The sequence below is a fragment of the Agrobacterium sp. LAD9 genome (assembly GCF_003031125.1).
GTDB classification, from domain to species: Bacteria; Pseudomonadota; Alphaproteobacteria; order Rhizobiales; family Rhizobiaceae; genus Agrobacterium; species Agrobacterium radiobacter.
Map to the genome: position 1 here is coordinate 45,026 of NZ_PHGS01000016.1, position 23,059 is coordinate 68,084.

Genomic DNA, 23,059 nt, shown 5'->3' on the forward strand with positions numbered 1-23,059 from the left:
CCCTTTGTTCGATCTGACGCGGTATTGAGATTTGTAACTCAGCAGTTCGAGCTTGCCAAGCGGGTTTTTACAACCGGCTGGTGAGTGATGCGGAAACGCCACACCGGCTGGATGCGACGATATAAATCGTGGCCGATGCGACTGACGCGCCGGCCACGATTTTATCAGTTCGTTACTTCCGCCCGCAACCGGCAGGATGCACGGCGGAAAATCGGACTGGTATCTGCCGTTGCCGGTCAGTCCATCTGCACATTCGCGTCCTTGACCACAGGTCCCCACTTGGCGATCTCAGCCGCAACGTGGGTTTTCAGCTCATCCGGCGAAGAGGCGACGATCTTGGCGCTGAAATCCGCCATGCGTGCGGCCACCGCCGGATCGGCAAGCGCCTTCTTGGCGGCGGCGTTCAGCTTGTCGACCACCTCGGCCGACGTGCCGGCGGGCGCAAAGAGCGCGTTCCAGGTATAGGTCTCATAACCGGGCACGGTCTCGGCGATGGTCGGCAGATCCGGGAAGGACGAGGCGCGTTCTTTGGTCGTGACGCCGAGCGCCCGCAACGTGCCGGATTTTATATGTCCTGACGAAGAGGGCAGATTGTCGAACATGATGGAAATCTGGTTGCCGAGCAGATCGTTGAGCGCCGGGCCGGCGCCCTTATAGGGAACATGCTGCATGCTGACACCGGCCATGCTCTTGAACAGCTCGCCGGAAAGATGCAGCGGGGTTCCGTTGCCGGAAGAAGCATAGGCATGTTTGTCCGGCTCGGCCTTCAGCAGGGCAATAAGCTCCGCGACGCTGTTGACGTTGAGCTTCGGATTGACGACCAGCACATTCGGCACCACCACGAGCAGCGAGACGGGCGTGAAATCCTTTTCCGGATCATAAGGCTTGGTCTTGAGAATGAGCGGGTTGAGGGCGTGGGTGGCAACCGTGCCCATCAGGATCGTGTATCCGTCGGGTTCGGCGCGGGCCACGCGGTCCGCACCAAGATTGCCGCCGGCGCCGGCGACATTTTCAACGACGATCTGCTGGCCGAGTTCATCACCCATCTTCTGCGCGATAACACGCGCGACCACATCGGTAGAGCCGCCCGCCGCGAAAGGAACGACCAGAGTAATCGTTCGCTCGGGGAAGCCCTGCGCGCTCGCAGTCGTTCCCAGCATGCCCAAAGAAACCGCCGCGGCGGCAAGTTTCAGCACTGTGCGCCGTTTTGAAGACCGGTAAATCATGAACCCTCCTGTAACATGGCCTCCTCGCCATGGGCGCATAGTAGCTCAAATGCACCTCAGGGCAACCCGCCGGGGAGCGGACGCTCCCGGCGGGTTTCAGGAGAAAGAGGGTTCGTTACGCTTTCAGGCGCTCCTCTAAAACCCGCCAGTTGACAAGCTTGTCGAGCACGGCGCGGATATGTTCGGCCTTGCGGTTCTCATAATCCACGTAATAGGCGTGCTCCCATATATCGATTCCGAGATAGGCCGGGCGGCCGACAGCAACGGGGTTCTTGCCGTCCTCATATCCGATCAGCGCGAGCTTGTTGCCGTCGTCACGCGTCAGCCACACCCAGCCGGTGCCGAAGACCGTATCGGAGACATCGACCGCACGTTTGATGAAACCGTCATAGTCACCGAAGGTCTCGTTTACCGAAGCGGCAAGATCACCCGTCGGCCGGTTCGGTCCGCCCGGGACGAATTGGTCCCAATAGGCGACATGGTTCCAGGCCTGCGCGGCATTGTTGAAGATTTTGACATCAGCCGCCTCTTTTGATTTGGCGGACTGCGTGACGATATCAACCAGTTCCATGTCGGCATAAGGCGTGCCGGCAGCGAGCGTATTCAGCTTGTCGTAATAGGCCTTGTGGTGTTTTCCATAATGCAGACCCACGGTCTTCGCCGAGATGACCGGCGCGAGATCGGCTTCGGCAAAGGGAAGCTTGGGCTGCGTCAGGGGCAGTGCGGCGCGCGCGACATGCGGGCGGGGAAAGATTGCAGCGGCAGCAGTTGCTGCGCCGGCGGTGAGAACGGTGCGTCTGGTGATGTCCATCATATCCTCCTTATGAACGGTGATATGGGACTAACCCCAAACTACGGCCCGGGTTTCCTCACGCTGAATGCAATTCTGTCGCAGGTCATGGAGATGAGAGGCGGCGGCGCTGTATTCACGCCCTGCCGGGGCGGGATGGACTGACCGCCCCATATGAGAAAGGCCCTCCCGGCTGGAGAGGGCCTTGCCCGATCAATATCGATAATAGTCGCGGCGGTCGCGGTAGTCGCGATAGTCTCTGCGGTCGCGCCACTCACGCCATTCCCGTCTGGCCTGACGCTCACGCCATTCACGGCGGCCTTCCCAGCGGTCGCGACGGTCCCAGCCACGCTCATACCGGGGCGGACCATTCGGACGGCAATAGCCGCGGGGTGACAGGTGAAAGCCGCGTCCGCAGGCATAATCGACCGTTTGAATGTGGGATGCCGAGGGTGCAGACGGTTGGCCCACAGGCATGGCATTCGCACCGGTTCCGAACAGGGCGCCGAAAATCAGTCCGGCGGTTAAAATCATCTTGCGCATCTTATTTCCCTCCTTGTGGGATGGGGGGATTTAGCGCCCTGCCGGGTGAACTGTGGCTGAATGAATCGTGATCTTTTCGTGGCAGCAGCCACAGTTGCGCCGAACATTACGGCCTCCGGGCGGAACCCTGCGGAGGCTCAGACATTTACCAGTGCAAGCCAAACAAAATGGGAGAGCACCGATGGATTGGAATCGCGTTGAAGGCAACTGGAAGCAGATGAAGGGCAAGATCAAGGAACAGTGGGGTAAACTCACCGACGACGATCTTGACGTCATCAACGGCAAACGCGAGCAGCTCGAAGGCAAGATCCAGGAGCGCTACGGTTACGAAAAGGACCGCACCAGGAAAGATATCGACGACTGGTATGGACGCCAGACCTGGTAAGACGAGACCCCGCTTCGGCGGGGTTTTTCTTTGCGCGGGATTTCCCGGTCAGCTGGCCACGGCCAGAACAGCAGCGATGACGATCAGCAGCGGCCCCATCCATCTGAAATGACGAACAACCGGCGGCTGGCTAGCCGTGTTTTTTGACAGCGGCAGATAACCAAAGCCGACACATGTCATCCACAGGCCGGCGCAAAACATGATGAATTCGTCAATATAGGCTGCGATCATCGCTCCCCTCCCTCCTAATTATCGCGGTCATCCTATCTGCCCGGAAACCGCTTTGGTAGAGCCCCCTGCGCCTTCGGATCACCCGTGGGCACAGAGGGCGGCAAGACCGGCCGGCATCAACCGTCACGAAAGCGTTATGGAAAGACATTAGAACCGCCGCCGGCCCGTTCAAAAAATGCACGGCTGTGCAACTGATGGCCAGAGCCTTTCCCGTCCATCTCTCAAGCCTCAGCGCTCAGAGTTCCACTCGCGCCGAAAACATCGGAGACATAGATGAAACGCCGCACCTTTATGATGTCCGCCGCAGGCGCCGCCGCCGGTCTCGCCCTTGCACCGCGCATGAGCTTTGCTGCTCCGGGCACGATCGACTGGTACACCAGTTCGGATACGAATATCCTCGATTTCTGGTCCAATACGATCAAGCCCGCTTTTGAAGCCGCCAATCCCGGCCTGAAGCTCAACCTCGTCGATGCCGGCGACAGCGCCGGCATCATGGCCATCGGCGAGCGCGCCATCGCCGCAAAGCAGACGGGCACCGATCCGCAGGCAGATTATTTCGAAACGGCCGATCCGCTGCTCCCCACCGGCGCGATCGATGCCGGCATCTACGTGAACATGGCAAAGGCCGGCCTTTCCAATTATTCGCGCGTCAACCCGCTTGCCATCCGCAGCGAATACAGCCTGCCCTATCGCGGCAGCCAGGTTCTGCTCGCCTATGACACCAGCAAACTCAAGCCGGCGGACGCACCGAAGACCTGGGATGAACTCGTCAAGTGGATCAAGGCAAATCCCGGCCAGTTCGTTTATAACCGTCCCGACAAGGGCGGCTCCGGCGGCAACTTCGTCCGCCGCGCCATCCATCAGGCCAACGGTCTCGATCCCAAGGCCTTTACGGTTGATAATTACACCCAGGAAGCCGGCGACAAGGCTCTGGGCAAGGCATGGGCGCTGCTGACCGATATCGCCCCGTCGCTCTATGACAAGGGCGCATACTCTTCCGGCAACACGCAGTCGCTGCAGCTTCTTTCCCAGGGCGTCGTCACCATGACCCCCGTCTGGTCCGATCAGGTGCTGAAGGCCATCGATCAGGGCGTTCTGCCGAAGGAAACCGGCCTCGTCCAGCTTCAGGATCTGGCGCTCTGCGGTGATTTCTCGCGCGCCGTGGTGCTTGCTAACGGCGCCAATCGTGATGCTGCCCTGAAGCTCGCCAATTTTGTGCTGTCCGAAGAAATTCAGGGCGCGATCCTCAACGAGCTGGGCGGCTTCCCCGGCGTTTCCTGGGACCATGTGTCGGCCGACCTGCGCAAGCGTTTCGCCGACATCATTCCGCAGACCATTCCGACCTTCCCGGCCGGCAAATGGGAAACCGCCATCAATGATGGCTGGTACCGCAACGTCGCTCCCAACGTTAACCGCAAGTCGTGACCGAGGTCGCAGAGGGAGCGGTTCGCCCGCTCATTGACAATACAGCAGGCAGGAGGCCCATCGGCCTCCTGCTCGTCGCCATTCCCGTGTTCCTGATGATCTGGCTCGTCATCTGGCCTGCCATCAACGCCATCGGCCGCACCGTGTGGCGCACCGGAACCGATGGTGAAACGAGTTTCGACCTTTCAAGCTACGGCTTCTTCTTCTCAGACCGCTACAGCCTCGACAATCTTGCCGTGACATTGTGGACGACGATGGTCTGCGCCGTCCTCCTGCTGGTCATCTGCCTGCCGATCGCGCTTTACCTTCGCTTTTCGCAAGGTCGTCTTTCGGCTTATGTGCAGGCGCTTGCCATCTTTCCGATGTTCGTGCCCTCCATCATCCTCGCCTTCGCCTTCATCCGCGTTCTGGGCCCCAACGGCATGGTGGACATCTTGCTCAATGCGGTCGACCTGCCGAAAATCCGCACGCCCTATCTCACGCCCTGGGGGCCGGTCATCGGTCTTGTCTGGGACAATATTCCGCTGACGGTTCTCATCCTGCTCGCGGGCCTCGGCAGCGTCGCCAACCAGTCGGTGGAGGCGGCGCGGGATGTGGGCGCAAACGCGCTGCAGGTCTTCTGGCACATCATCCTGCCGCACATTTCCAATTCCATTCTCGTGGCGCTTTCCTTTTCGGTGCTGGGCATTTTTTCTTCCTTCACCCTGCCATATCTCTTGGGCCCGGCCTCTCCCGAAATGCTCGGCCCCTTCATGCAGCGCACGCTGCGCGAAGTGCAGGACCCCATCGGCGCCATGACCCAGGCCGTCATCGCTTTCGGTTTCTGCATCGCTTTCGGCCTGTTCTACGTGCGTTCGGTCGCGCGCAACCAGGGGAAATGACATGACGACGCTGACGCGGGCCCGTGCCCGCATGGACTGGCCCGGCATCTTTTTTGCAACCCTTCTCACTATCGCCATCGTCGGGCCGCTGCTTGTTGTCGGCACCTGGGCATTCACCGAGGTCTGGCGTTTTCCCAATGTCATTCCCCAGCAGTTCGGTTTCCGTTTCTGGGGCCAGACGCTCGGCCGCGCCGACGTGTGGAACGCCCTGATGCTGAGCCTTCGGCTGACAACGGTGGTGACATTGCTTTCGGCGCTGATCTGCCTTCCCGCCGCCTATGCCTTTGCGCGCATGAGCTTTCCCGGCCGCAACCTGCTGTTCTTCTCCTTCCTGGCCGGCCACGCCTTCCCGAAATTCGGGCTTCTGGTAGCGATTGCCGCCATTTTCCTGCAGCTCAACCTCATCGGCACCTTCTGGGGCGTTGTTCTCATCCAGCTCGTCGGCACGCTGATGTTCATGATCTGGATTCCCGTGGCGGCATTCCAGGCCGTCGACCGGCGTATGGAAGAGGCGGCCCGTGATGTCGGCGCCAGTCCGCTCCGGGTCTTCTGGTCGATTACCCTGCCGCAGGCGGGACCAACCATTGCCGCCGCCGTTTTGCTTAGCTTCGTTGGCACTTTTTATGAGACCGAAGGCGCTTGGCTCATCGGTGCGCCGGGCATCCGCACGATGCCGGTGCTGATGATCAGCTATATCAACAACCAGATGGTCATCCAGTACGGCGCGGTTCTGTCCGTCCTGCTCTGGGTGCCGTCCTTCATTGCCCTCATGTTCGCCCGCCGCGTCATCGGTGGCGGTGCATTCGCCCGCGGTTTCGGCGGTTAGGAAATCAGCATGTCCGTACTTCACATCCGCGAGATCTCGAAAACCTATACCGGTGGCACCAAGGCAGTCGACAGTTTCTCGCTCGATGTCGCCGATGGCGAGCTCGTTTGCCTTCTCGGGCCTTCCGGTTCGGGCAAATCGACGCTGCTGCGCATGGTCGGCGGCTTCGAGCAGCCGACGGGCGGGCAGATTACCATCGATGGCGAAGATGTGACCCAGCTGCCACCGGAGCGGCGGCCGACCGGCATGGTGTTCCAGAGCCACGCGCTCTGGAGCCACATGAACGTCTTCAAAAACCTCGCTTTCGGCCTCAAGCTGCGCCATATGCCGGCTGCCGTGATCAAAGAGAAAGTGGAGGCGGTGCTCGAGCTCGTCGGGCTTTCCGGTTATGGCGAGCGCGCCACCAGCCAGCTCTCGGGCGGCCAGCAGCAGCGCGTGGCGCTTGCCCGCTCGCTGGTTCTCGAACCGAAAATTCTCCTGCTCGACGAACCCTTCGCCAGCCTCGACCAGCATCTGCGCGAGCGGTTGCGGGAAGAGGTGCGTGATATCCAGCAGCGTCTCGGCATCACCACGCTGTTCGTCACCCACGGGCAGGACGAGGCCCTTTCCATGGCCGACCGCATCGTCGTGATGGCAAATGGCAAGACCGAACAGATCGACCGGCCTAACGTCATCTACCGCGAACCGCAGACCCCTTTCGTCGCCGGCTTCATCGGCACCATGAACCTGATAGAGGGTGCGGTTTCAGACGGAAATTTCATGCGCGCCGATTTTACCCTTCCGCTTCCCGTCTCCGATGGCCCGGCCATTCTCGCCGTCCGCCCGGAAGCCATCGATCTGACGATTTCCGAAACACCGGAAGCGCACGTGCACCGGGTGACGGATTACGGCACCCACGGCCTTGTCGACCTTGATCTCGCCGATGGTACAAGGATCAAATCCATGGTCGCCCATCCGGATCTGTTCCGGGCGGGACAGGGCGTACAGATTTCGCCCCGTGCCGTCACGGCCTATCGCGACAACCGCCCAATCTATCGGAGCTGACATGAACCAGCCGATCCTTATCGAACGCGACGGCCACAGGACCTGGCTCAAATGGCATCGCGCCCGCCGCCGCGCTGAAGATCCGGTCTTTACCGGCCAGCGCATCATCGAGGCGATGCGGCTTGGCGCCAGCATCGAAGTCGATCTCGTCATTCATGCCGATCACGGCTGCGCCGTTTTGCATGACCGGACGCTGGAGCGGGAAACCACTGGCACAGGCCGAGTGCGCGACACATCCGCCGCTGCGTTGCGTCAGCTTCACCTACGCGACAACGGGGGCCAGCCAATCGCTTCGAAGGTGATGCTGCTCGAAGACCTCTGCGCCCTGCTCGCCCACGAGACCGTGCATCCCGACGCCCTGTTGCAGCTCGATTTCAAGGAGGACCTGCAGGCGCTTACCCCGCAGGTGGTCGCCGGTTTCGGAGCAAGCGTTTCGCCCATAGCAAGCTCGGTGATCCTGTCCGGCGGCGATTTCGACGCCATCGCCATGCTGGCCGGCTCAGCGCCGGGACTTCGCACCGGATATGATCCCTGCCATCGCGGCACGCTTGCTCAACTGAAGGCAAGCGGAAACTATCTGGGTTTCATCGAAGACGCTCTCGCCACCGCGCCCGATGCCGGGATGATCTATCTCGACTACGCGATCGTACTTGCTGCCGAGGATGCCGGTGTCGATATCATCGCCCCCATCCACGCCGCCGGCCGCCGGGTCGACGCCTGGACAATCAACAGCGTCACACCGCAATCCATAGAACAGGTGAAACGCCTCCTGCGGCTTAAGGTGGACCAGATCACCACCGATGATCCGGAAGGGCTCACCGAGGTTTTCAGCCGATGACAGTCAATTACAGCACCATCCTCGACCATATGGTCGCCACCGCCCGCGAAGCCGGCGCATTGACGCTCGAACATTTCAGGCGCTTCCGCGACATCGAGATCGGCGTCAAGGGACCGGGGGATTTCGTTTCCGATGCGGACCGGGATTCCGAGACACTGATCCGTGAGCGCCTGCTCGGACAATATCCCTGGGGACTGACCGGCGAGGAATTCGCGCCTGTCGAAGGGGCGGATCAGGATCATCGCTGGCTGGTCGATCCCATCGATGGCACCACCAATTTCCTCTTCGGCCAGCACTATACCATCACCATTGCGCTTCGCCGCGGCAATGAAACGATCTGCGGGCTGGTCTATAATCCCGTTTCCGACGAGATGTTCGCCACGATCAAGGGAGACGGCGCCTATCTCAATGGCCAGCGCCTGCGGGTCAATGCCAGCACGGATGTCGCGCTCATGTGCGTCGGCACCGGCCTGCCCACGCCCAATCTCCAGCTTTATCCCGGTGCCTATCAGCGCCTCGACGCCATTCGCGCGCCCATCGGCGCGGTTCGTGTTGTCGGCAGCGCCGCCAATTCCTGCGCTTATGTCGCCTGCGGAAGGCTCACGGGCTATTACGAGGAGACGGGATTCGTCGACACGGCAGCCGGCATTCTTCTTGTTCAGGAGGCCGGCGGCATTGTGACCGACTGGTGGGGTCGCGGACCGGAGTTCTATGAGAAGACCGGAACGCTGATCGTCGCCAATGCCGCGACCCATGCCTATCTCATGGAGCATCTGCGCGGCGTTTCGCCCAAAAACCCTTCATAACGTTTTCTTCTTCAAAACATTTCGTGCGGCCGTAATCGTCTCAGGCTATCTGCACCATGTGGCCGGGCGATACGGTCCTGTAGTTTCGCGTCGGCGTTTCATATCCCATTGCCCGTATCGGGCTCTTCAGCTCGTCATTGGATATGCCGCGCCTTATCCCGCGTCTTGCCGGGTCCGGCACCGGAACGGCCGCCATCAGCTTTTTCGTATAGGCATGTTGCGGATTGTCGAAAACGGCGGCGCGCGGCCCGATCTCCACGATCTCGCCGAGATACATCACCGCGACGCGATGGCTGACGCGCTCCACGACAGCCATGTCATGGCTGATGAACAGGAAGGCGAGGTTGAGGCTCTGCTGCAGGTCGAGCAGCAGGTTGCAGACCTGCGCCTTGATCGACACATCGAGCGCCGAGACGCTTTCATCGGCAACGATGACCTTCGGATCGAGGGCCAGTGCCCGGGCAATCGCGATGCGCTGGCGCTGACCACCCGAAAATTCGTGCGGGTAGCGGTTGGCCATATCGGCGGACAGGCCGACTTTTTCGAGAAGATCGGCAGTCTTTTCCTTGGCCTGCTTGGCGCTGCCCAGCCTGTGCTTGATAAAGGGCTCGGAAATTGCCGTGCCCACCGTCATGCGCGGATTGAGCGACGAGAACGGGTCCTGAAAGATCATCTGCACCGATTTGCGCATGTTGCGCAGACCGACGTTATCGAGGCGCATCACATCGTAACCGTCGAGCGACACATCGCCGGACGACGGCTCCACGAGGCGCATGATCGAGCGGCCGGTGGTGGACTTTCCGCAACCGGATTCACCCACCAGCGACAGCGTTTCTCCTTGAAACAGATCGAAGGAAACGTTCTCGACGGCGTGAACCGCACCCGTCTGGCGCGCCAGCAGGCCGGAGCGGATGGGAAAGCGCGTCACAAGGTTCTTGACCGACAGAACCGGTGTCTGTCCGCTTGCAACCGTCTCGGCCACCTCCTCCGGCTCGGTCGAAAGACCGGTTTTCATGTCGAGAACCGGAAAACGCGTCGGCCATTGCCGGTTACGCATCGAACCGAGCTTCGGAACCGCCGAAAGCAGCACCCGCGTATAGGGATGTTTGCCGCGCCGGAAGATGTCCTCCGTCGGCCCGGTCTCGACTTCATCGCCGCGATACATCACGATCGTGCGGTCAGCGATTTCGGCCACCACACCCATGTCATGGGTGATGAAGAGCACCGACATGCCCTCCTCTTCCTGCAGCAGCTTGATGAGATCGAGGATCTGGCCCTGAATGGTAACGTCGAGCGCCGTCGTCGGCTCGTCGGCGATCAGCAGTTTCGGCCGCGAGGCGAGCGCCATGGCAATCATCACACGCTGGCGCATGCCGCCCGAAAACTGATGCGGATATTCGTCAAAACGACCGGAGGCGTTGGGAATGCGGACCTTCTCCAGAAGCCGCACCGTCTCCGCCCGCGCCTCCTGCTTCGAAAGCCCCTTGTGGCGGATGAGGACTTCGGAAATCTGGCGGCCGATGGTGAAGATCGGATTGAGCGAGGTCATCGGCTCCTGAAAGATCATCGAGATATCGTTGCCGCGCACGCCACGCATCTCCTTTTCGGAAAGCGCCAGCAGATTGCGCCCGTTGAGCAGGACTTCCCCTTCTATCCGGCTGGAGGCTGGGGCAAGCAGGCGCATCAGTGATAGCGACGTCACGGATTTACCGGAGCCGGATTCGCCGACAATCGCGACGGTTTCACCGGGCGCGACATCGAAGGACACATTGCGCACCACGCTTTTCCAGGCGCCATCGACGAGGAAGGAGGTGGTCAGGTTCCGGACGGAGAGGACAGGTTTCATCTCCATGGTCTTACCGCCCAACCGCATAGGCCTGCATCAGCCGCGGCGTTGCGGCGGCGCGCAAGAGGCCGTCCGCATCCCGCCGCGCGGCGGTGAGCCTCCCGACGGACCATGCATCGGCAACCGTGACGCGGTGTCCGCGACGGCGAAGCTCCTGCAAGGTCGCTTCACCCACGGTGCTTTCCACGGTGATTTCCCCCGGCGAGCTGGTGCGCGGATAAAACGAGCCCGGAAAATGCGCGGTGTGGAACAACGGCATATCTATCGCGGCCTGCAGGTTCTTGCCGTGATGGGCATAACGCAGGAAGAAGGGTAGTTGCCACTGGTCCTGCTGGTCGCCGCCCGGCGTACCGAAGACCATGGCGGGACGGCCCTGATGCAGCGCAAGCGAGGGCGTCAGCGTCGTGCGCGGGCGCTTGCCCGGCGCAAGCGAGGTGGGCAGCCCCTCCTTCAGCCAGAACATCTGGGCGCGGGAATTGAGCGCGAAACCGAGACCCGGCACGATGGGCGAGGATTGCAGCCAGCCGCCCGAAGGCGTGGTGGAGACCATGTTGCCCCAGCGGTCGATGACGTCGATATGGACCGTGTCGCCGCGCTTTTCCGTCAGATGCGACATGGTCGGCTCGTAGACGGTGCCGGTGCCGCTCATTTCGGCCAGCATGGCCATGGTGGCATCCACCTGCTTTTCGTAACCCGGCACGGTGCCCGGACGCAGTTCCAGCGACGCCTCGCTGCCGATCAGCGTGCGGCGTCCGGCATTGTAACCTTCGGAGAGAAGATATTCAGTCGGTATCTGGCCGAATTCAGGGTCGCCGTAATAGACCTCGCGATCGGCATAAGCGAGCTTCATGGCTTCGACGATGGTGTGGATAAAATCGGGACCGGACGGCTCCATGGCCGCAATATCGAAGCCCTTCAGCAGCGCAAGCGATTGCAAGAGAACCGGACCCTGCCCCCAGGCGGGCGTCTTGGCAATCGTCCAGTCTTGATAGTCGAACGTCTGCGGCGCTTCGACGGTCGCGCTCCAGTCCGCCATATCCTGCGCCGTCAGCACGCCCTTGTGCCTTGCGCCGCTAGCATCCATCACCTCTGCGGTCTTTACGTAACTGTCGATGGCTTCCGCTACGAAACCCCGATAGAAGGCATCGCGCGCCGCCTCTATCTGGTTTTCGCGGCCGGAGCGCGCTTCGGCTTCAGTGACGATCCGCTGATAGGTGGCGGCGAGAACCGGGTTGCGGAAATTGGCGTGAGACTCGGGTGCCGCGCCGCCCGGCAGCCATGTCTCATGGGATGTCGGCCATTCCTTCTCGAAGAAATCGGCCAACCCCTTGATGGTGGCGGAGACACGCGGCAACGTCGGATGCCCGTGCTCGGCATAATAGATTGCGGGTTCCAGCACTTCGCGCACGCTCATCGTGCCATAGTCGCGCAGCATCAGCATCCAGCCGTCGAAGGCGCCGGGTATGACGGTTGCGAGCAGCCCGTCGCCGGGGATCAGCTTCAGGCCTTCCGAAGTGTAATGTTCAATCGTGGCGCCACTCGGGGCCGGGCCCTGTGCGCAGATGACTTCCACCTTGTCCTTCTGCTTGGAATAAAACACCGCGGGCATATCTCCGCCCGGGCCGCACAAATGCGGCTCGACAATCTGCAGGACGAAACCGGTGGCCACGGCGGCATCAAAAGCATTGCCGCCCTTTTCGAGGATCGCCATGCCAACGGCCGATGCGATCCAGTGCGTCGAGGTGACGACGCCGAAGGTGCCAAGGATTTCAGGGCGTGTGGTGAATTCATTCATTCCGATATTCCTTGTAAAAAATCATGCTTCGCGCGGATCGAGCGCGTCGCGCAGGCCGTCGCCGAGAAGATTGAAACCGATGACGACGAGGAAGATGGCGATGCCGGGCCACATCGTCATCCACGGCGCCTGGCTCAGGAAATTCTTCGCGGTATTCAGCATCGAACCCCAGGATGGGGCCGGCGCCTGCTGGCCGAGACCGAGGAAGGAAAGGCTCGCCTCCGCAATGATGGCGGTCGCCACCGTCAGCGTCGCCTGCACGATGATGGGGGCAAAGACATTCGGCAGGATGTAACGCGTCATGATGTCGATGTGGTTGAGGCCGATGGACCTCGCGCCCTCGACATAGTCCTCCATCTTGACTGCCAGCACCTGCCCGCGCGTCAACCGCACGAAGATCGGCATGGCGGAAAGGCCGATGGCGATCATCGCATTGGTAAGGCTCGGGCCGAGAAAGGCGGCGAGCGCGATTGCCATGATCAGGAAGGGCATGGCGAGCAGCGCTTCGGTGATGCGGGAGATGACCATGTCCACCCAGCCGCCGAAATAACCTGAAATCAGGCCAAAGGGCACGCCGATCACCACCGCGATCATCACCGAGACGACGCCGGCCATCAGCGAGGCGCGGGCGCCATAGATCATGCGGGAAAGGATGTCTCGGCCGAGATCGTCGGTGCCGAGCCAGTGGGCCGCCGACGGCGCCTTGCGGATGGCCGACCAGCTGGTCGCAACCGGGTCGGCAATCGGCAGGATCGGCGCGGCGATGGCAAGCACGGCGAAAAACAGCACGATGATCATGCCGACAAGCGCCGATTTGTTGCGCTTCATTTTTTTCCAGGCGCGGCTTTCCTGCCGTGTCGCCGGTACGGAGAGGTTTTGATCGAGAACGGTCATGATATCAGCCTCAGATCGTCGCCCTGAGGCGGGGGTTAAGCAGGACATAGGCAATGTCGGCCAGCAGGTTCATGAGGATGAAGCCGACGGCGGTGCATAAAACGATGCCCTGCACGACGGCATAGTCACGGGTGAAAACCGCATCGACCGTCATCTTGCCGAAACCGGGAATGGTGAATATCTGCTCCGTCAGAACCGCACCGGCCAGCAGCTCCCCGAAGAGCAGCGCCAGCAGCGTGATGACGGGAAGAAGCGCATTACGGAAACTGTGCGACAGGATGATCTCGCGCGGCGAAAGTCCCTTGGCGCGGGCGGTTCGGATATAGTCCGAACTCAAGACCGCAACCATCGCAGACCTCGTGTGCCGCATCAGCGTTGCCGCAAGCGCATTGCCCAGCACGAAGGCGGGCATGATCATCGTTTCGATGGAACGGACAGGGTCCACGAAGATCGATTCATAACCGGATGCCGGCAACCAGCCGAGTTTTACTGAGACCAGCAGGATCAGCATGATGCCGAGCCAGAAATTCGGGATCGACAGGCCGGAAAGCGCAACGACATTGGCGGTGTAATCGATCCAGGTATTCTTCTTGACGGCGGCCAGAATGCCGATGGGGATGCCGATCACCATGGCGAAGAACATCGCCATGACAGCCAGCTGAATGGTGACCGGCAGCTTCTGGCCAATCAGTTCCAGCACCGGCTGGTTGGACCGCAGCGAAATACCGAAATCGCCGGTCACCACGCCGCCCAGCCAGTTGATATATTGCAGCGGCACGGGATCGTTGAGGCGATATTTCTCCCGCAGGAATTCGATCGTCGCGGGATCGCGCTCCTCGCCCGCCATGGCGAGAACCGGATCGCCCGGCAGCAGTTTCTGCAGCGAGAAAACGAAGATGGAAATGATGAGAAGCGTCGGGATCGCGACCAGCAGTCGCTTGCCGATATAAACAGGCATGGCATTGCCCCCGTTTGTGTCCGGTCTTGGGGGCCGCACGGCAAGCCGTGCGGCCTATGCGAAACGGTCAGTCCTTGGAAACGCCGAGAAGGCGGATCATACCGTCAGGTGACGGCGCCCAGCCCTTGACCTTGTTGGAAATGGCATAGGCATAGGGCTGGTGGCCGAGATAGATGATCGGCATGTCGTCGTTGAGGATGACGCTTGCGGCATCATATTTTTCCTTGCGGACTGCATCTTCGGTCGAGGCACGGGCCTCGTTCAGCAGCTTGTCGACCTCGGGATTGCAATATTTCACATCGTTGATGCCGCCCTTGCAGGTGACGAACTGATGCAGGTTGCCATCGGGATCGATACGTCCCGACCAGTCTGAACGGCTGAGCTGGTAATTACCGGCGGTCTGCTCGGACAGGAGTGTGGCAAATTCGGTGGCCTTCAGGGTGACGTTGAAGCCAGCCTCGGCCGCCATGGACTGGATGACCTGCATCATCTGCGTCTGCGTGGTGTTGTTGGCGTGCTGAAGCTCGACATCGAGCGTCTCGTAACCCGCCTCCTTCATCAACTGCTTGGCCTTGTCGATATCGCGCGGCGGCACCGGCAGGTTCTGGTTGAACCAGGGGCTTGTGGGTGGGAAAGCCTGATTGCCGCCCTTTGACGTCCCTTCGAAGACGATCTGGCCGATGGCCTCGCGGTCGATAGCATAGGAGAATGCCTGACGCAGGCGCTTGTCCTTGCCGAGCGGATTGTCCGCACGCGCGCCATTGTTCATGTTGACATACATGGCCATGTAACCCGGTCCAATGACATCGGCATAGGTCAGTTTGGGGTCGTTCCTGACGGATTCCGCATCGGAGGCCGAGATACGCTCGGCGATATCGAGGTCGCCTGCGCGAAGGTTCGCGAGCTTCACGGTGGTGTCGGGGATCGGCAGATAGACGATCTTATCAACGAGGATCTTGTCCTTGTCCCAATAATCCGCGAACTTCTCCAGCACGATGCGATCCTGCTGGATGCGCTCGACGAATTTGAACGGCCCGGCGCAGACCGGCTTGGAGCCGAAATTCGCACCCAGTTCCTTGGCCGCTTTCGGCGCGACGATCATGCCGGCGCGGTCGGAAAGCTGCGCCAGCAGGGTGACGTCAGGCGTCTTCAGCGTAAATTTGACTTCGAGCGGCCCGGTGGCCTCAACCTTCTCGACCGACGAAAGCTCGCTCTTGCGGCGGGATTCCGGCAGCGTCATGTTGCGCTCGATGGTGGCCACGACGGCCGCCGCGTCCAGTGTTTCACCGTCGTGGAACTTGACACCATCGCGGATTTTCATCGTCAGCACCTTGCCGCCTTCGGACCAGGCCCATTCGGTGGCGAGCTGGGGCACGATCTTCATGTCCTGCGAGATATCCACCAGCTTGTCGCACATGGCGGTGTAGACGATGCGGCCGACGAAGGTGCGCGACTGTGCGGGGTCGAGCACATCGGCATCGTCGTTCAGGCCGATGCGCAATTCGGAGGATAGCGCCGGCGTGGTCAGGAATGCGCTCGCCAACAGCGCAGCAGTCAATGTCTGGATTTTCTTCATGTTCGTTCCTCTGGTCTGGTTATTTTGACTTTTTGTCATTGGCCGCCCCTGACGGGGCGACAGTTTTCATCCGTGGCCTTAAGAAGCCTCGGTCAGCGAATTATCGGCGCCGGCCGTATTGCCCGCCCCGGATCCCTCCTCCAGAAAGCCGAGCGAGGTGGCGCGGATCAGCCTTTCCTGATGCATGAGAAGATGCTGGCGCATGGCTTCACCGGCACGCGCTGGATCGCGATCGGCGATGGCGTCGACAATGGCCATGTGCTGTTCGAAAGACGCCCTCACATTTGTTCCGCTGCGCCGGGCGAGTTCCCGTATCGACTGCCAGGCATCATCCTGGCGGACACGATTGATGACATCGAAAATCGAGAGAAACAGCTTGTTGCCGGCACTTTGGGCGATCTGGCGATGGAGCGAGCCATCCCACAATTCCTTGGCATCTGCATCCGTGCTCTGGCCGGTCTTTTCCACCAGCGCCCGCATGCGCTCCACCTCGGCCGGCTTGGCGCGCATCGCCGCTAGCTGCGCCAGCTGCGGTTCGATGCGCAGGCGCACCTCCATGATTTCCATGAAATCCGTACCGGCGACCAATTCCGTGACCTGGGCGGACCAATCATCAGGTTTTTCACCCACAAAGGTTCCGGCCCCCTGCCGCCGCCAGATGAGGCCTTCGGCTTCCAGAACCTCAAGCGCGCGGCGGATCGACCGACGGCCGACGTTAAAAGTCTCCGCAAAGGCCCGTTCCGTCGGCAGACGGCCATCCCTGACGAGATGATTCGCCTGAATATATTCACGCAACCGCGCCAGCGCGTAGTTGGAATTGTCGTTAGGGCCTGCTGCCACACCGCACCATTTTCTTGAACCAATCTTGTATTGGTTCATTTGGTGAGAAATTTTCGCCGACGTCAAGCGCATTTTTGAGCGACAATCTCTGACGCTCAAAATATGGGCATGTGGCGTTTTTTTGACTGTGGAGATGGGACGCAGGGGCATGGCGTTCTCGCGCGCGCCCTGCCCCCCTCAAGGCCCGACGGAAAGCCGGATTCGCCCCGATAGATGTTCGCCGGACGCAACGATCCTGACGCCAAGCGCTTCCCGCTGCGCCTCCGGCAAGCCGAGCGCTCCGGCGGCCATGGAAACGGGCTCGAGGCAAAGATAGCTGTCCATGCGGTGGACAGCCAGATGACCGAAAACGGGATCGGCCTCGATCAGCAGTGAAAACCCGTCAAACTGGACATGCGCATTAGACCAACCTGTATAATGCTCCGTGTATCCCGTCGCTGCGGGAATGACGGTCGTCTGGCGAAGTACGGCTGCTTGGCCGGTCGGCACGTTCTGCGGGTCCAGCGGATATTCCAGCCTTGCATCCGTGCGCGCTTCGCAGCCAAATCCGGCAGCCAGATAGGGATGCCAGCCCAGCGCCATCGGCGCGGGTACGTCCGCCAGATTGGTGATCGACAGGTCCACGGTGAGGCCGGCGTCTTCGAGCAGAAAAGACTGTTCAGCGCGGAAGGAAAAAGGCCATTCCCCGTCAGCCTCATAGTGGAGTACCAGCCCCGCCCGATCCGAAGCCAGACCGGAAATCTCCCAGGCTCGCCGGTGCGCAGGTCCATGCATGGCATCAGGCGCAAGGGCCGGATGGGGAGAAAGCTCATGGCGGATGCCCGCATGAACGAACGAGCTCCCATAGAGCCTATTGTGGTAAGGAAACAGCGGATAGGCGCCGGCGCGCGGCCAGTTGAACGGCTGGAAATCCTCCCCGGTTGCTGGCGCCAGAATATCACCGTAGTCCGCGTGGTGCAGATAGGTCATCCTGCCGCCCCATGCGGGACGCAGGCGGGCAGAGAGCCGCCCGCAGGCAATCGCGATCGTTTCAGGCAAAGGCATAGGAGCCGTCAGGCCGTTTCGGCACCCGTCTCTGCCAGTGAATGTAACCGTCTTCCTGCATGGCTTTTTCATCCATCTCCACCCCCCAGCCGGGACGATCCGGCCTCAGCTCCAGATATCCGTCCTTCGGCAGATAGGGGTCGACGACATAGCGGGTTTCATCCTCGCGTTTTTCAAGATCGGTGCCACCATAGACATAACATTGGCCCTTCGGCAGCCGGTATTCGAGAATACGGAAATTCTGCTGGGCAGCGGAGAAGTGCACATTGACGGCGGTGGCGAGCGGCCCCATCGGGTTATGCGGCGCAATGCTGACGAAATGGGCTTCCGCAAGCGTGGCGATGCGGCGCATTTCGGAAATGCCGCCGACGACGCAGATGTCAGGCTGAATGATGTCTGCGCCCTTTACTTGAAGAAGACGCAGGAACTCATTGCGATTATAGAGACTTTCACCTGTTGCCAGCGTGCAGTTCAGCCCCTGTTTCAGGTCTCCCCACATCTCGATGTTTTCGGGACGCAAAGGCTCTTCGAAAAACAGCGGATCGTAAGGGGCAAGCGCATTGCCAAGCTGGCGGGCGGCGGCGGGTTCAAAAATCTTGGCATGGGCATCGAAGGCGATGTCGTAGTCAGACCGCACGGTCTCGCGAAGCGAGCGGAAATAGTCGGCCGAACTGCGCACCACCTCACCCCAGCGGTGGGCATGGATATCCACGCGCCACGGGCTGAGCTTGAAGGCCGTGAAGCCCCAGCCCTCGTTGAGGCGGTCGAACTCTTCCTTTGCCGCCGGCGCATCCGGTGCCGTGTAGACGCCGGCATAGACCTTGATGCGGTCGCGCACTTCGCCGCCAAGCAGCTTGTAAACAGGCACGCCCGCTGCCTTGGCGGCAAGGTCCCACAGGCAATGATCAAGCGCAGATATTGCTGACAGACCGAGCGCGCCGGGCGGAAAACGGTTCTGCTGGAGAAGGAGATTGTAGAGATATTCGACCCGCGTCGGGTCCTGTCCGGCGAGGAAGCCATAGAGGTAATCCAGCACCGGCGGCAAGGCGAGATCGGGGCCGTGATTGTAACATTCGCCCCAGCCGGTCAAACCGTCATCCGTATCGAGAGCGACGATGACGCGGGGGCGGTCCTTGTCGCGGGTGACGAATACCCGCATGCGATCGATTTTCATGCTTAGTCTTCCTCATGAATTGCAGCGCGCAACGGGCGCAACACTATCGGGCGGCGATCCCGTTTTTGATCTCTGGCGGTTCGACGTAGCGAAACCTGCGGGTGCGGTCCCGGTCCCGCGGGTCCGGGCGCGGAATGGCGGAAAGAAGCGCCTGCGTATAGGGATGGTCGGGCGCGTTGCAGACTTTTTCGGCGTCTCCCACCTCGACAAGCTTGCCGCGATACATCACCCCGACACGGTCGCACATGTATCTGATAACGCCGATGTCATGGCTGATGAAGATATAGGCGAGACCAAGCTCGTCCTGCAGGCGCATCAGCAGATCCAGCACCTGGAACCGCACTGAAACATCAAGCGCTGACGTCGCCTCATCCGCAACGATGATGCGCGGTTTCAGCGTGATGGCGCGGGCAATCCCGATGCGCTGGCGCTGTCCGCCGGAAAAGGCGTGCGGGTAACGTTCGCGCCCGGCCGGGTCGAGACCCACCTGCTCCATCAGGGCACAGACGCGTTCATCCAGTTCCTTGCCCCTGGCAATGCCGTTGACCAGCAACGGCTCGCCGATGACCTGCGCCACCGTCATGCGCGGATTGAGCGAGCCGAAAGGGTCCTGGAAAACCATACGCAATTCACGCCGCGCGGCCTTCAGTTCGGCACCTTCGATTTTGGCCAAGTCGACCACCGTGCCATCCGCCCGGCGATAACGCATCTCGCCGCCGGTCGGATCGTAAAGACGCATGATGGAGCGGCCCATCGTTGTCTTGCCGGAGCCGCTTTCGCCGACGATGCCAAGCGTCTCGCCCGGGAGAAGCTTGATCGACACGCCATCCAGCGCCTTCATTTCACCGAAGTGCATGGAAAGGTCGTTCACTTCTAGCACCGGCGCAGCCGTTAGATCGAGTGGAGGCCGCGCAAGCCGGATTTCCGCCTTCTGCTCCAGCTTCAGCACGGAGCCGATCAGCATGCGGGTATAGGGGTCCTGCGGGCTGTGGAATATCTGCTCGACGGTGCCATATTCCTTGGCGACACCATGATGCATGACCAGCACGTCATCGGCGATCTGCGCCACCACGCCCATATCATGGGTAATGAACAACACCGCCATGCCATGCGCCTTTTGCAGTCGCGATATCAGGTCGAGTATTTCGGCCTGTGTGGTGACGTCAAGTGCCGTCGTCGGTTCGTCGGCGATCAACAGTTGCGGTTTGCAGGCCAGCGCCATGGCGATCATCGCGCGCTGGCGCATGCCGCCCGAATATTGGAAAGCGTAACGATCCAGCGCCTTTTCGGGATTTGGAATTTCCACCTGCCGCAGCAGCTCGATGGCCTCGGCCCGCGCCTGTGCCTTGCTCATTTTCAGATGCAGACGCAGGACCTCGGTGATCTGATCACCCACCGTATGCACGGGTGAAAGCGACGACATCGGCTCCTGAAAAATCATCGCGATATCAGCGCCGCGCACCGAGCGGATGGCCCGGCTGCGCGGATCGAGCTTTGCCAGATCCAAAGAGGTGCCATCGGCGCGGTTGAGGATGATCGACCCGGACGCAATACGGCCGGGGGTGTCGATGATCTGCAGGATCGAGCGGGCGGTGACGGATTTGCCGGAGCCGCTTTCGCCGACGACGCAGAGGGTCTTGCCGGGATCGATGGAAAAAGACAGATCGTTGACCGCCCGGAAGACGCCGTTTCGGACCGGAAATTCGGTCACGAGATTGCGGACTTCGAGCAGCGGCCTGGCGGGCTTCATGGAGAGAATGTCGCTCATCAGGACCTCACTTATTATAGGGATCGGCTGCATCGCGCAGGCCGTCACCGAGCAGATTGAGCGCCATGACGGCAATGACAACAGCGACGCCCGGCAGGAACAGCCACGGCGCGGTTGCAATCGAACGGATATTCTGCGCCTCGCGAAGCAGCACGCCCCAGGAAATCGTCGGCGGCTGGAGACCGAGACCGAGGAATGAGAGCGAGGTTTCCGCAAGGATCATCGCCGGAACCGCAAGCGTGACCGAGGCGATGATATGGCTCGAAAAACTCGGCAGCATATGGCGGAAGATGATGCGCCCTTCCGGCACGCCATCCAGCCGCGCCGCGGCCACGAATTCTTCGGTTCTGAGCGACAGGAACCGGCCGCGCACGACGCGGGCAAGCTGCGCCCAGCCGGTCAGGGACAGGATGATGGTGATCATCATGTATTGAAGCGTGGCAGGCCAGCCCTGCGGCAGGGCGGCGGCCAGCGCCAGCCAGATGGGAATGGTGGGCAGCGACAGCACGAAATCGATCACGCGCTGCATGACGAAATCGATGCGGCCGCCATAATAACCGGAGATACCGCCCAGAACGACGCCGAGCAGCAGCGAGAAAAACACGCCGACGAGACCGATCGACAGGGAAACCTGCGCACCCTGCACCACGCGGCTAAAGACATCGCGTCCGAGGCGGTCCGCGCCGAACAGGAAAAGCGGGCGCGTCTTGTCGGTGGAAGCCAGCAGGTGGATATTCGTGTTGAACAGGCCGAATACGGAATACTCGTAACCCCTGCCAAAAAGCTGAATCGGTATTTTCTTGGCCGTATCTTCCACGAACACCGCAGCCAGCGTTTCGGGATTACGGGTCAGCTTCAGCGGATAATAATGCATCCCGAGCGAGAAACCCTCGGTCGTATCGACGAAATGGACGCGCTGCGGCGGATGGAAGGTGGCGCGGGCGTTCTGCAGCACCGGATCGTTGATGGCGAAGAAGCCGGGCACCAGCGCAACGATATACATGGCAATGGTGATGAACAGGGCGGCCATGGCCAGCTTGTGGCGCTTGAATGCCCACCAGATGAGCTGCCACTGCGAGGCGACGGCGGCGCGGTCCTGCCGGGCATTGGTGGTAATGGTGATATCGCTCATGGCGCCCTCCTATTCGAGACGGATGCGCGGATCGACCAGCGCAAGCAGGATGTCGCTGATAAGCGATCCGATCAGCGTCAGCGCGCAGATCAGAAGCACGAAAGCGCCGGCGAGATACATGTCCTGCGCCATCAGCGACTGCAGAAGCAGGGGTGCGGCCGTCGGCAGATTGAGCACGATGGCGACCACCACGGAGCCCGAAATGAGGTTGGGCAAAAGCCATGCGATGGTGGAAATGAACGGGTTGAGCGCAATTCTGAGCGGGTATTTCGTCAGCAGCTTGAACTCGGACAAGCCTTTCGCCCGCGCCGTGGTCACATAGGGCTTGGGCAATTCGTCCAGCATGTTGGCGCGCATGACGCGGATGAGGCTTGCGGTGGAAGACACGGCAAGAATGGCGACCGGCAGCCAGATATGAGCCATCAGGTCAACCATCTTGGCGATGCTCCAGGAGGCCGTTTCATATTCGGCTGAAAACAGCCCGCCGACATCGGCCCCGAACTCCACCGCCGCCACATACATCAGCACCAGCGCCAGCAGGAACGAGGGTATGGAAAGGCCGAAGAAGGAAAAGGCGGTGAAGAGATAATCGCCGATCGAATATTTGCGCACGGCGGAGAAGACGCCGATCGGAAGTGCGATGGCCCAGGTGGCGAGAAGGCTTGCGATGGCCAGAACCAGCGTCAGCGCCATACGCTCCCAGATGAGGCCCGAAACCGGCTGCTGCCATTCGAACGAGATGCCGAAATCGCCACGGCTGATGATGCCCCATATCCATTTCAGATATTGCACGATCATGGGGTCATCGAGGCCGAAACGTTCACGCAGCTGCGCCGCGGTATTGTGGTCGATGACCTCGTTGGAGGCAGCCAGTGTGGCGATATAGGTCGTCACATAGTCACCGGGCGGCAGCTGGATCAGGACAAAGGCAAGGAAACTGACGGCAAACAGGGACGGTATCATCCACAGCAGGCGTTTTACGATAAAAAGCAGCATGTCGCTCTCGCAATCACATTGTGCCATACGCACCGCCTTCC

Annotated in this window: 22 protein-coding genes; 7 read left to right on the forward strand and 15 right to left on the reverse strand. The window is 60.8% G+C overall.

Annotated elements, in window-relative coordinates; all coding sequences use genetic code 11:
• Positions 1-236: 236 nt before the first annotated feature.
• The 3 genes from DA915_RS17575 to DA915_RS17585 all read right to left on the reverse strand — a co-directional run bounded on the left by DA915_RS17575 (position 237) and on the right by DA915_RS17585 (position 2,559).
• A complete protein-coding gene (locus tag DA915_RS17575; RefSeq protein ID WP_060725636.1) occupies positions 237-1,226 on the reverse strand; it encodes a tripartite tricarboxylate transporter substrate binding protein in 990 nt (329 codons plus the stop codon).
• Between the two features lie 115 nt (positions 1,227-1,341).
• Positions 1,342-2,037, reverse strand: coding sequence for a superoxide dismutase (locus DA915_RS17580; RefSeq protein ID WP_107676759.1), 696 nt, complete (start codon positions 2,035-2,037; stop codon positions 1,342-1,344).
• 192 nt (positions 2,038-2,229) lie between these two features.
• Positions 2,230-2,559: a GCG_CRPN prefix-to-repeats domain-containing protein gene (locus tag DA915_RS17585; RefSeq protein WP_080829994.1), complete on the reverse strand. Its 330-nt coding sequence runs from the start codon at positions 2,557-2,559 to the stop codon at positions 2,230-2,232.
• A gap of 181 nt (positions 2,560-2,740) precedes the next feature.
• Here DA915_RS17585 and DA915_RS17590 point away from each other — a divergent pair, with 181 nt between their 5' ends.
• A complete protein-coding gene (locus tag DA915_RS17590; protein WP_003521659.1) occupies positions 2,741-2,944 on the forward strand; it encodes a CsbD family protein in 204 nt (67 codons plus the stop codon).
• Between the two features lie 48 nt (positions 2,945-2,992).
• On the opposite strand, the gene DA915_RS17595 is transcribed toward DA915_RS17590, so the two are convergent.
• Positions 2,993-3,175 (reverse strand): hypothetical protein, encoded by a 183-nt coding sequence (locus DA915_RS17595; RefSeq protein WP_003505704.1) that lies wholly within the window; start codon positions 3,173-3,175, stop codon positions 2,993-2,995.
• A gap of 273 nt (positions 3,176-3,448) precedes the next feature.
• Between DA915_RS17595 and DA915_RS17600 the strand changes: the two genes are divergently transcribed.
• Genes DA915_RS17600 through DA915_RS17625 form a run of 6 tightly spaced genes read left to right on the forward strand, consistent with a single transcriptional unit; the run spans position 3,449 to position 8,995 of the window.
• A complete protein-coding gene (locus DA915_RS17600) occupies positions 3,449-4,600 on the forward strand; it encodes an extracellular solute-binding protein (protein WP_003505702.1) in 1,152 nt (383 codons plus the stop codon).
• The gene (locus tag DA915_RS17605) at positions 4,597-5,481 is read left to right on the forward strand and encodes an ABC transporter permease (protein ID WP_107676760.1); all 885 of its coding nucleotides are present in this window, start codon (positions 4,597-4,599) and stop codon (positions 5,479-5,481) included. Before DA915_RS17600 ends, DA915_RS17605 begins: the two co-directional genes overlap by 4 nt.
• 1 nt (position 5,482) lies before the next feature.
• The gene (locus DA915_RS17610) at positions 5,483-6,307 is read left to right on the forward strand and encodes an ABC transporter permease (protein ID WP_080867397.1); all 825 of its coding nucleotides are present in this window, start codon (positions 5,483-5,485) and stop codon (positions 6,305-6,307) included.
• A 9-nt stretch (positions 6,308-6,316) separates the two neighbouring features.
• Entirely contained in the window at positions 6,317-7,351 is a 1,035-nt protein-coding gene (locus tag DA915_RS17615) for an ABC transporter ATP-binding protein (RefSeq protein WP_107676761.1), read from the forward strand.
• Position 7,352: 1 nt separating this feature from the next.
• Positions 7,353-8,189 carry a glycerophosphodiester phosphodiesterase family protein gene (locus DA915_RS17620; RefSeq protein WP_107676762.1) on the forward strand — a complete coding sequence of 279 codons (837 nt, stop codon included), beginning with the start codon at positions 7,353-7,355 and terminating at the stop codon, positions 8,187-8,189.
• Positions 8,186-8,995, forward strand: a complete 810-nt coding sequence (locus DA915_RS17625) for an inositol monophosphatase family protein (protein ID WP_107676763.1) — start codon at positions 8,186-8,188, stop codon at positions 8,993-8,995. Before DA915_RS17620 ends, DA915_RS17625 begins: the two co-directional genes overlap by 4 nt.
• Positions 8,996-9,035: 40 nt before the next feature.
• Here DA915_RS17625 and DA915_RS17630 read toward each other — a convergent pair whose 3' ends face one another.
• The 11 genes from DA915_RS17630 to DA915_RS17680 all read right to left on the reverse strand — a co-directional run bounded on the left by DA915_RS17630 (position 9,036) and on the right by DA915_RS17680 (position 23,018).
• Positions 9,036-10,847: an ABC transporter ATP-binding protein gene (locus DA915_RS17630; protein WP_107676764.1), complete on the reverse strand. Its 1,812-nt coding sequence runs from the start codon at positions 10,845-10,847 to the stop codon at positions 9,036-9,038.
• 4 nt (positions 10,848-10,851) lie between these two features.
• Positions 10,852-12,636 (reverse strand): gamma-glutamyltransferase family protein, encoded by a 1,785-nt coding sequence (locus DA915_RS17635; protein ID WP_107676765.1) that lies wholly within the window; start codon positions 12,634-12,636, stop codon positions 10,852-10,854.
• A gap of 21 nt (positions 12,637-12,657) precedes the next feature.
• Positions 12,658-13,530: an ABC transporter permease gene (locus DA915_RS17640; protein WP_003505690.1), complete on the reverse strand. Its 873-nt coding sequence runs from the start codon at positions 13,528-13,530 to the stop codon at positions 12,658-12,660.
• A 10-nt stretch (positions 13,531-13,540) separates the two neighbouring features.
• Positions 13,541-14,488 carry an ABC transporter permease gene (locus tag DA915_RS17645; RefSeq protein ID WP_107676766.1) on the reverse strand — a complete coding sequence of 316 codons (948 nt, stop codon included), beginning with the start codon at positions 14,486-14,488 and terminating at the stop codon, positions 13,541-13,543.
• A 67-nt stretch (positions 14,489-14,555) separates the two neighbouring features.
• Positions 14,556-16,064 (reverse strand): ABC transporter substrate-binding protein, encoded by a 1,509-nt coding sequence (locus tag DA915_RS17650; RefSeq protein WP_003505688.1) that lies wholly within the window; start codon positions 16,062-16,064, stop codon positions 14,556-14,558.
• A 78-nt stretch (positions 16,065-16,142) separates the two neighbouring features.
• The gene (locus DA915_RS17655; protein WP_107676767.1) at positions 16,143-16,943 is read right to left on the reverse strand and encodes a FadR/GntR family transcriptional regulator; all 801 of its coding nucleotides are present in this window, start codon (positions 16,941-16,943) and stop codon (positions 16,143-16,145) included.
• A 138-nt stretch (positions 16,944-17,081) separates the two neighbouring features.
• Complete coding sequence (locus tag DA915_RS17660) at positions 17,082-17,948, reverse strand: galactose mutarotase (RefSeq protein WP_107676768.1); 867 nt, start codon at positions 17,946-17,948, stop codon at positions 17,082-17,084.
• On the reverse strand, positions 17,935-19,122 hold the full coding sequence (locus tag DA915_RS17665) for a galactarate dehydratase (protein WP_003505685.1): 1,188 nt from the start codon (positions 19,120-19,122) through the stop codon (positions 17,935-17,937). The genes DA915_RS17660 and DA915_RS17665 overlap by 14 nt, the downstream gene beginning before the upstream one ends.
• 43 nt (positions 19,123-19,165) lie before the next feature.
• Positions 19,166-20,890: an ABC transporter ATP-binding protein gene (locus tag DA915_RS17670; RefSeq protein WP_162687226.1), complete on the reverse strand. Its 1,725-nt coding sequence runs from the start codon at positions 20,888-20,890 to the stop codon at positions 19,166-19,168.
• Positions 20,891-20,897: 7 nt separating this feature from the next.
• Positions 20,898-22,022: an ABC transporter permease gene (locus tag DA915_RS17675; protein ID WP_060725622.1), complete on the reverse strand. Its 1,125-nt coding sequence runs from the start codon at positions 22,020-22,022 to the stop codon at positions 20,898-20,900.
• A gap of 9 nt (positions 22,023-22,031) precedes the next feature.
• Entirely contained in the window at positions 22,032-23,018 is a 987-nt protein-coding gene (locus tag DA915_RS17680; protein ID WP_003505682.1) for an ABC transporter permease, read from the reverse strand.
• Positions 23,019-23,059 lie beyond the last annotated feature (41 nt).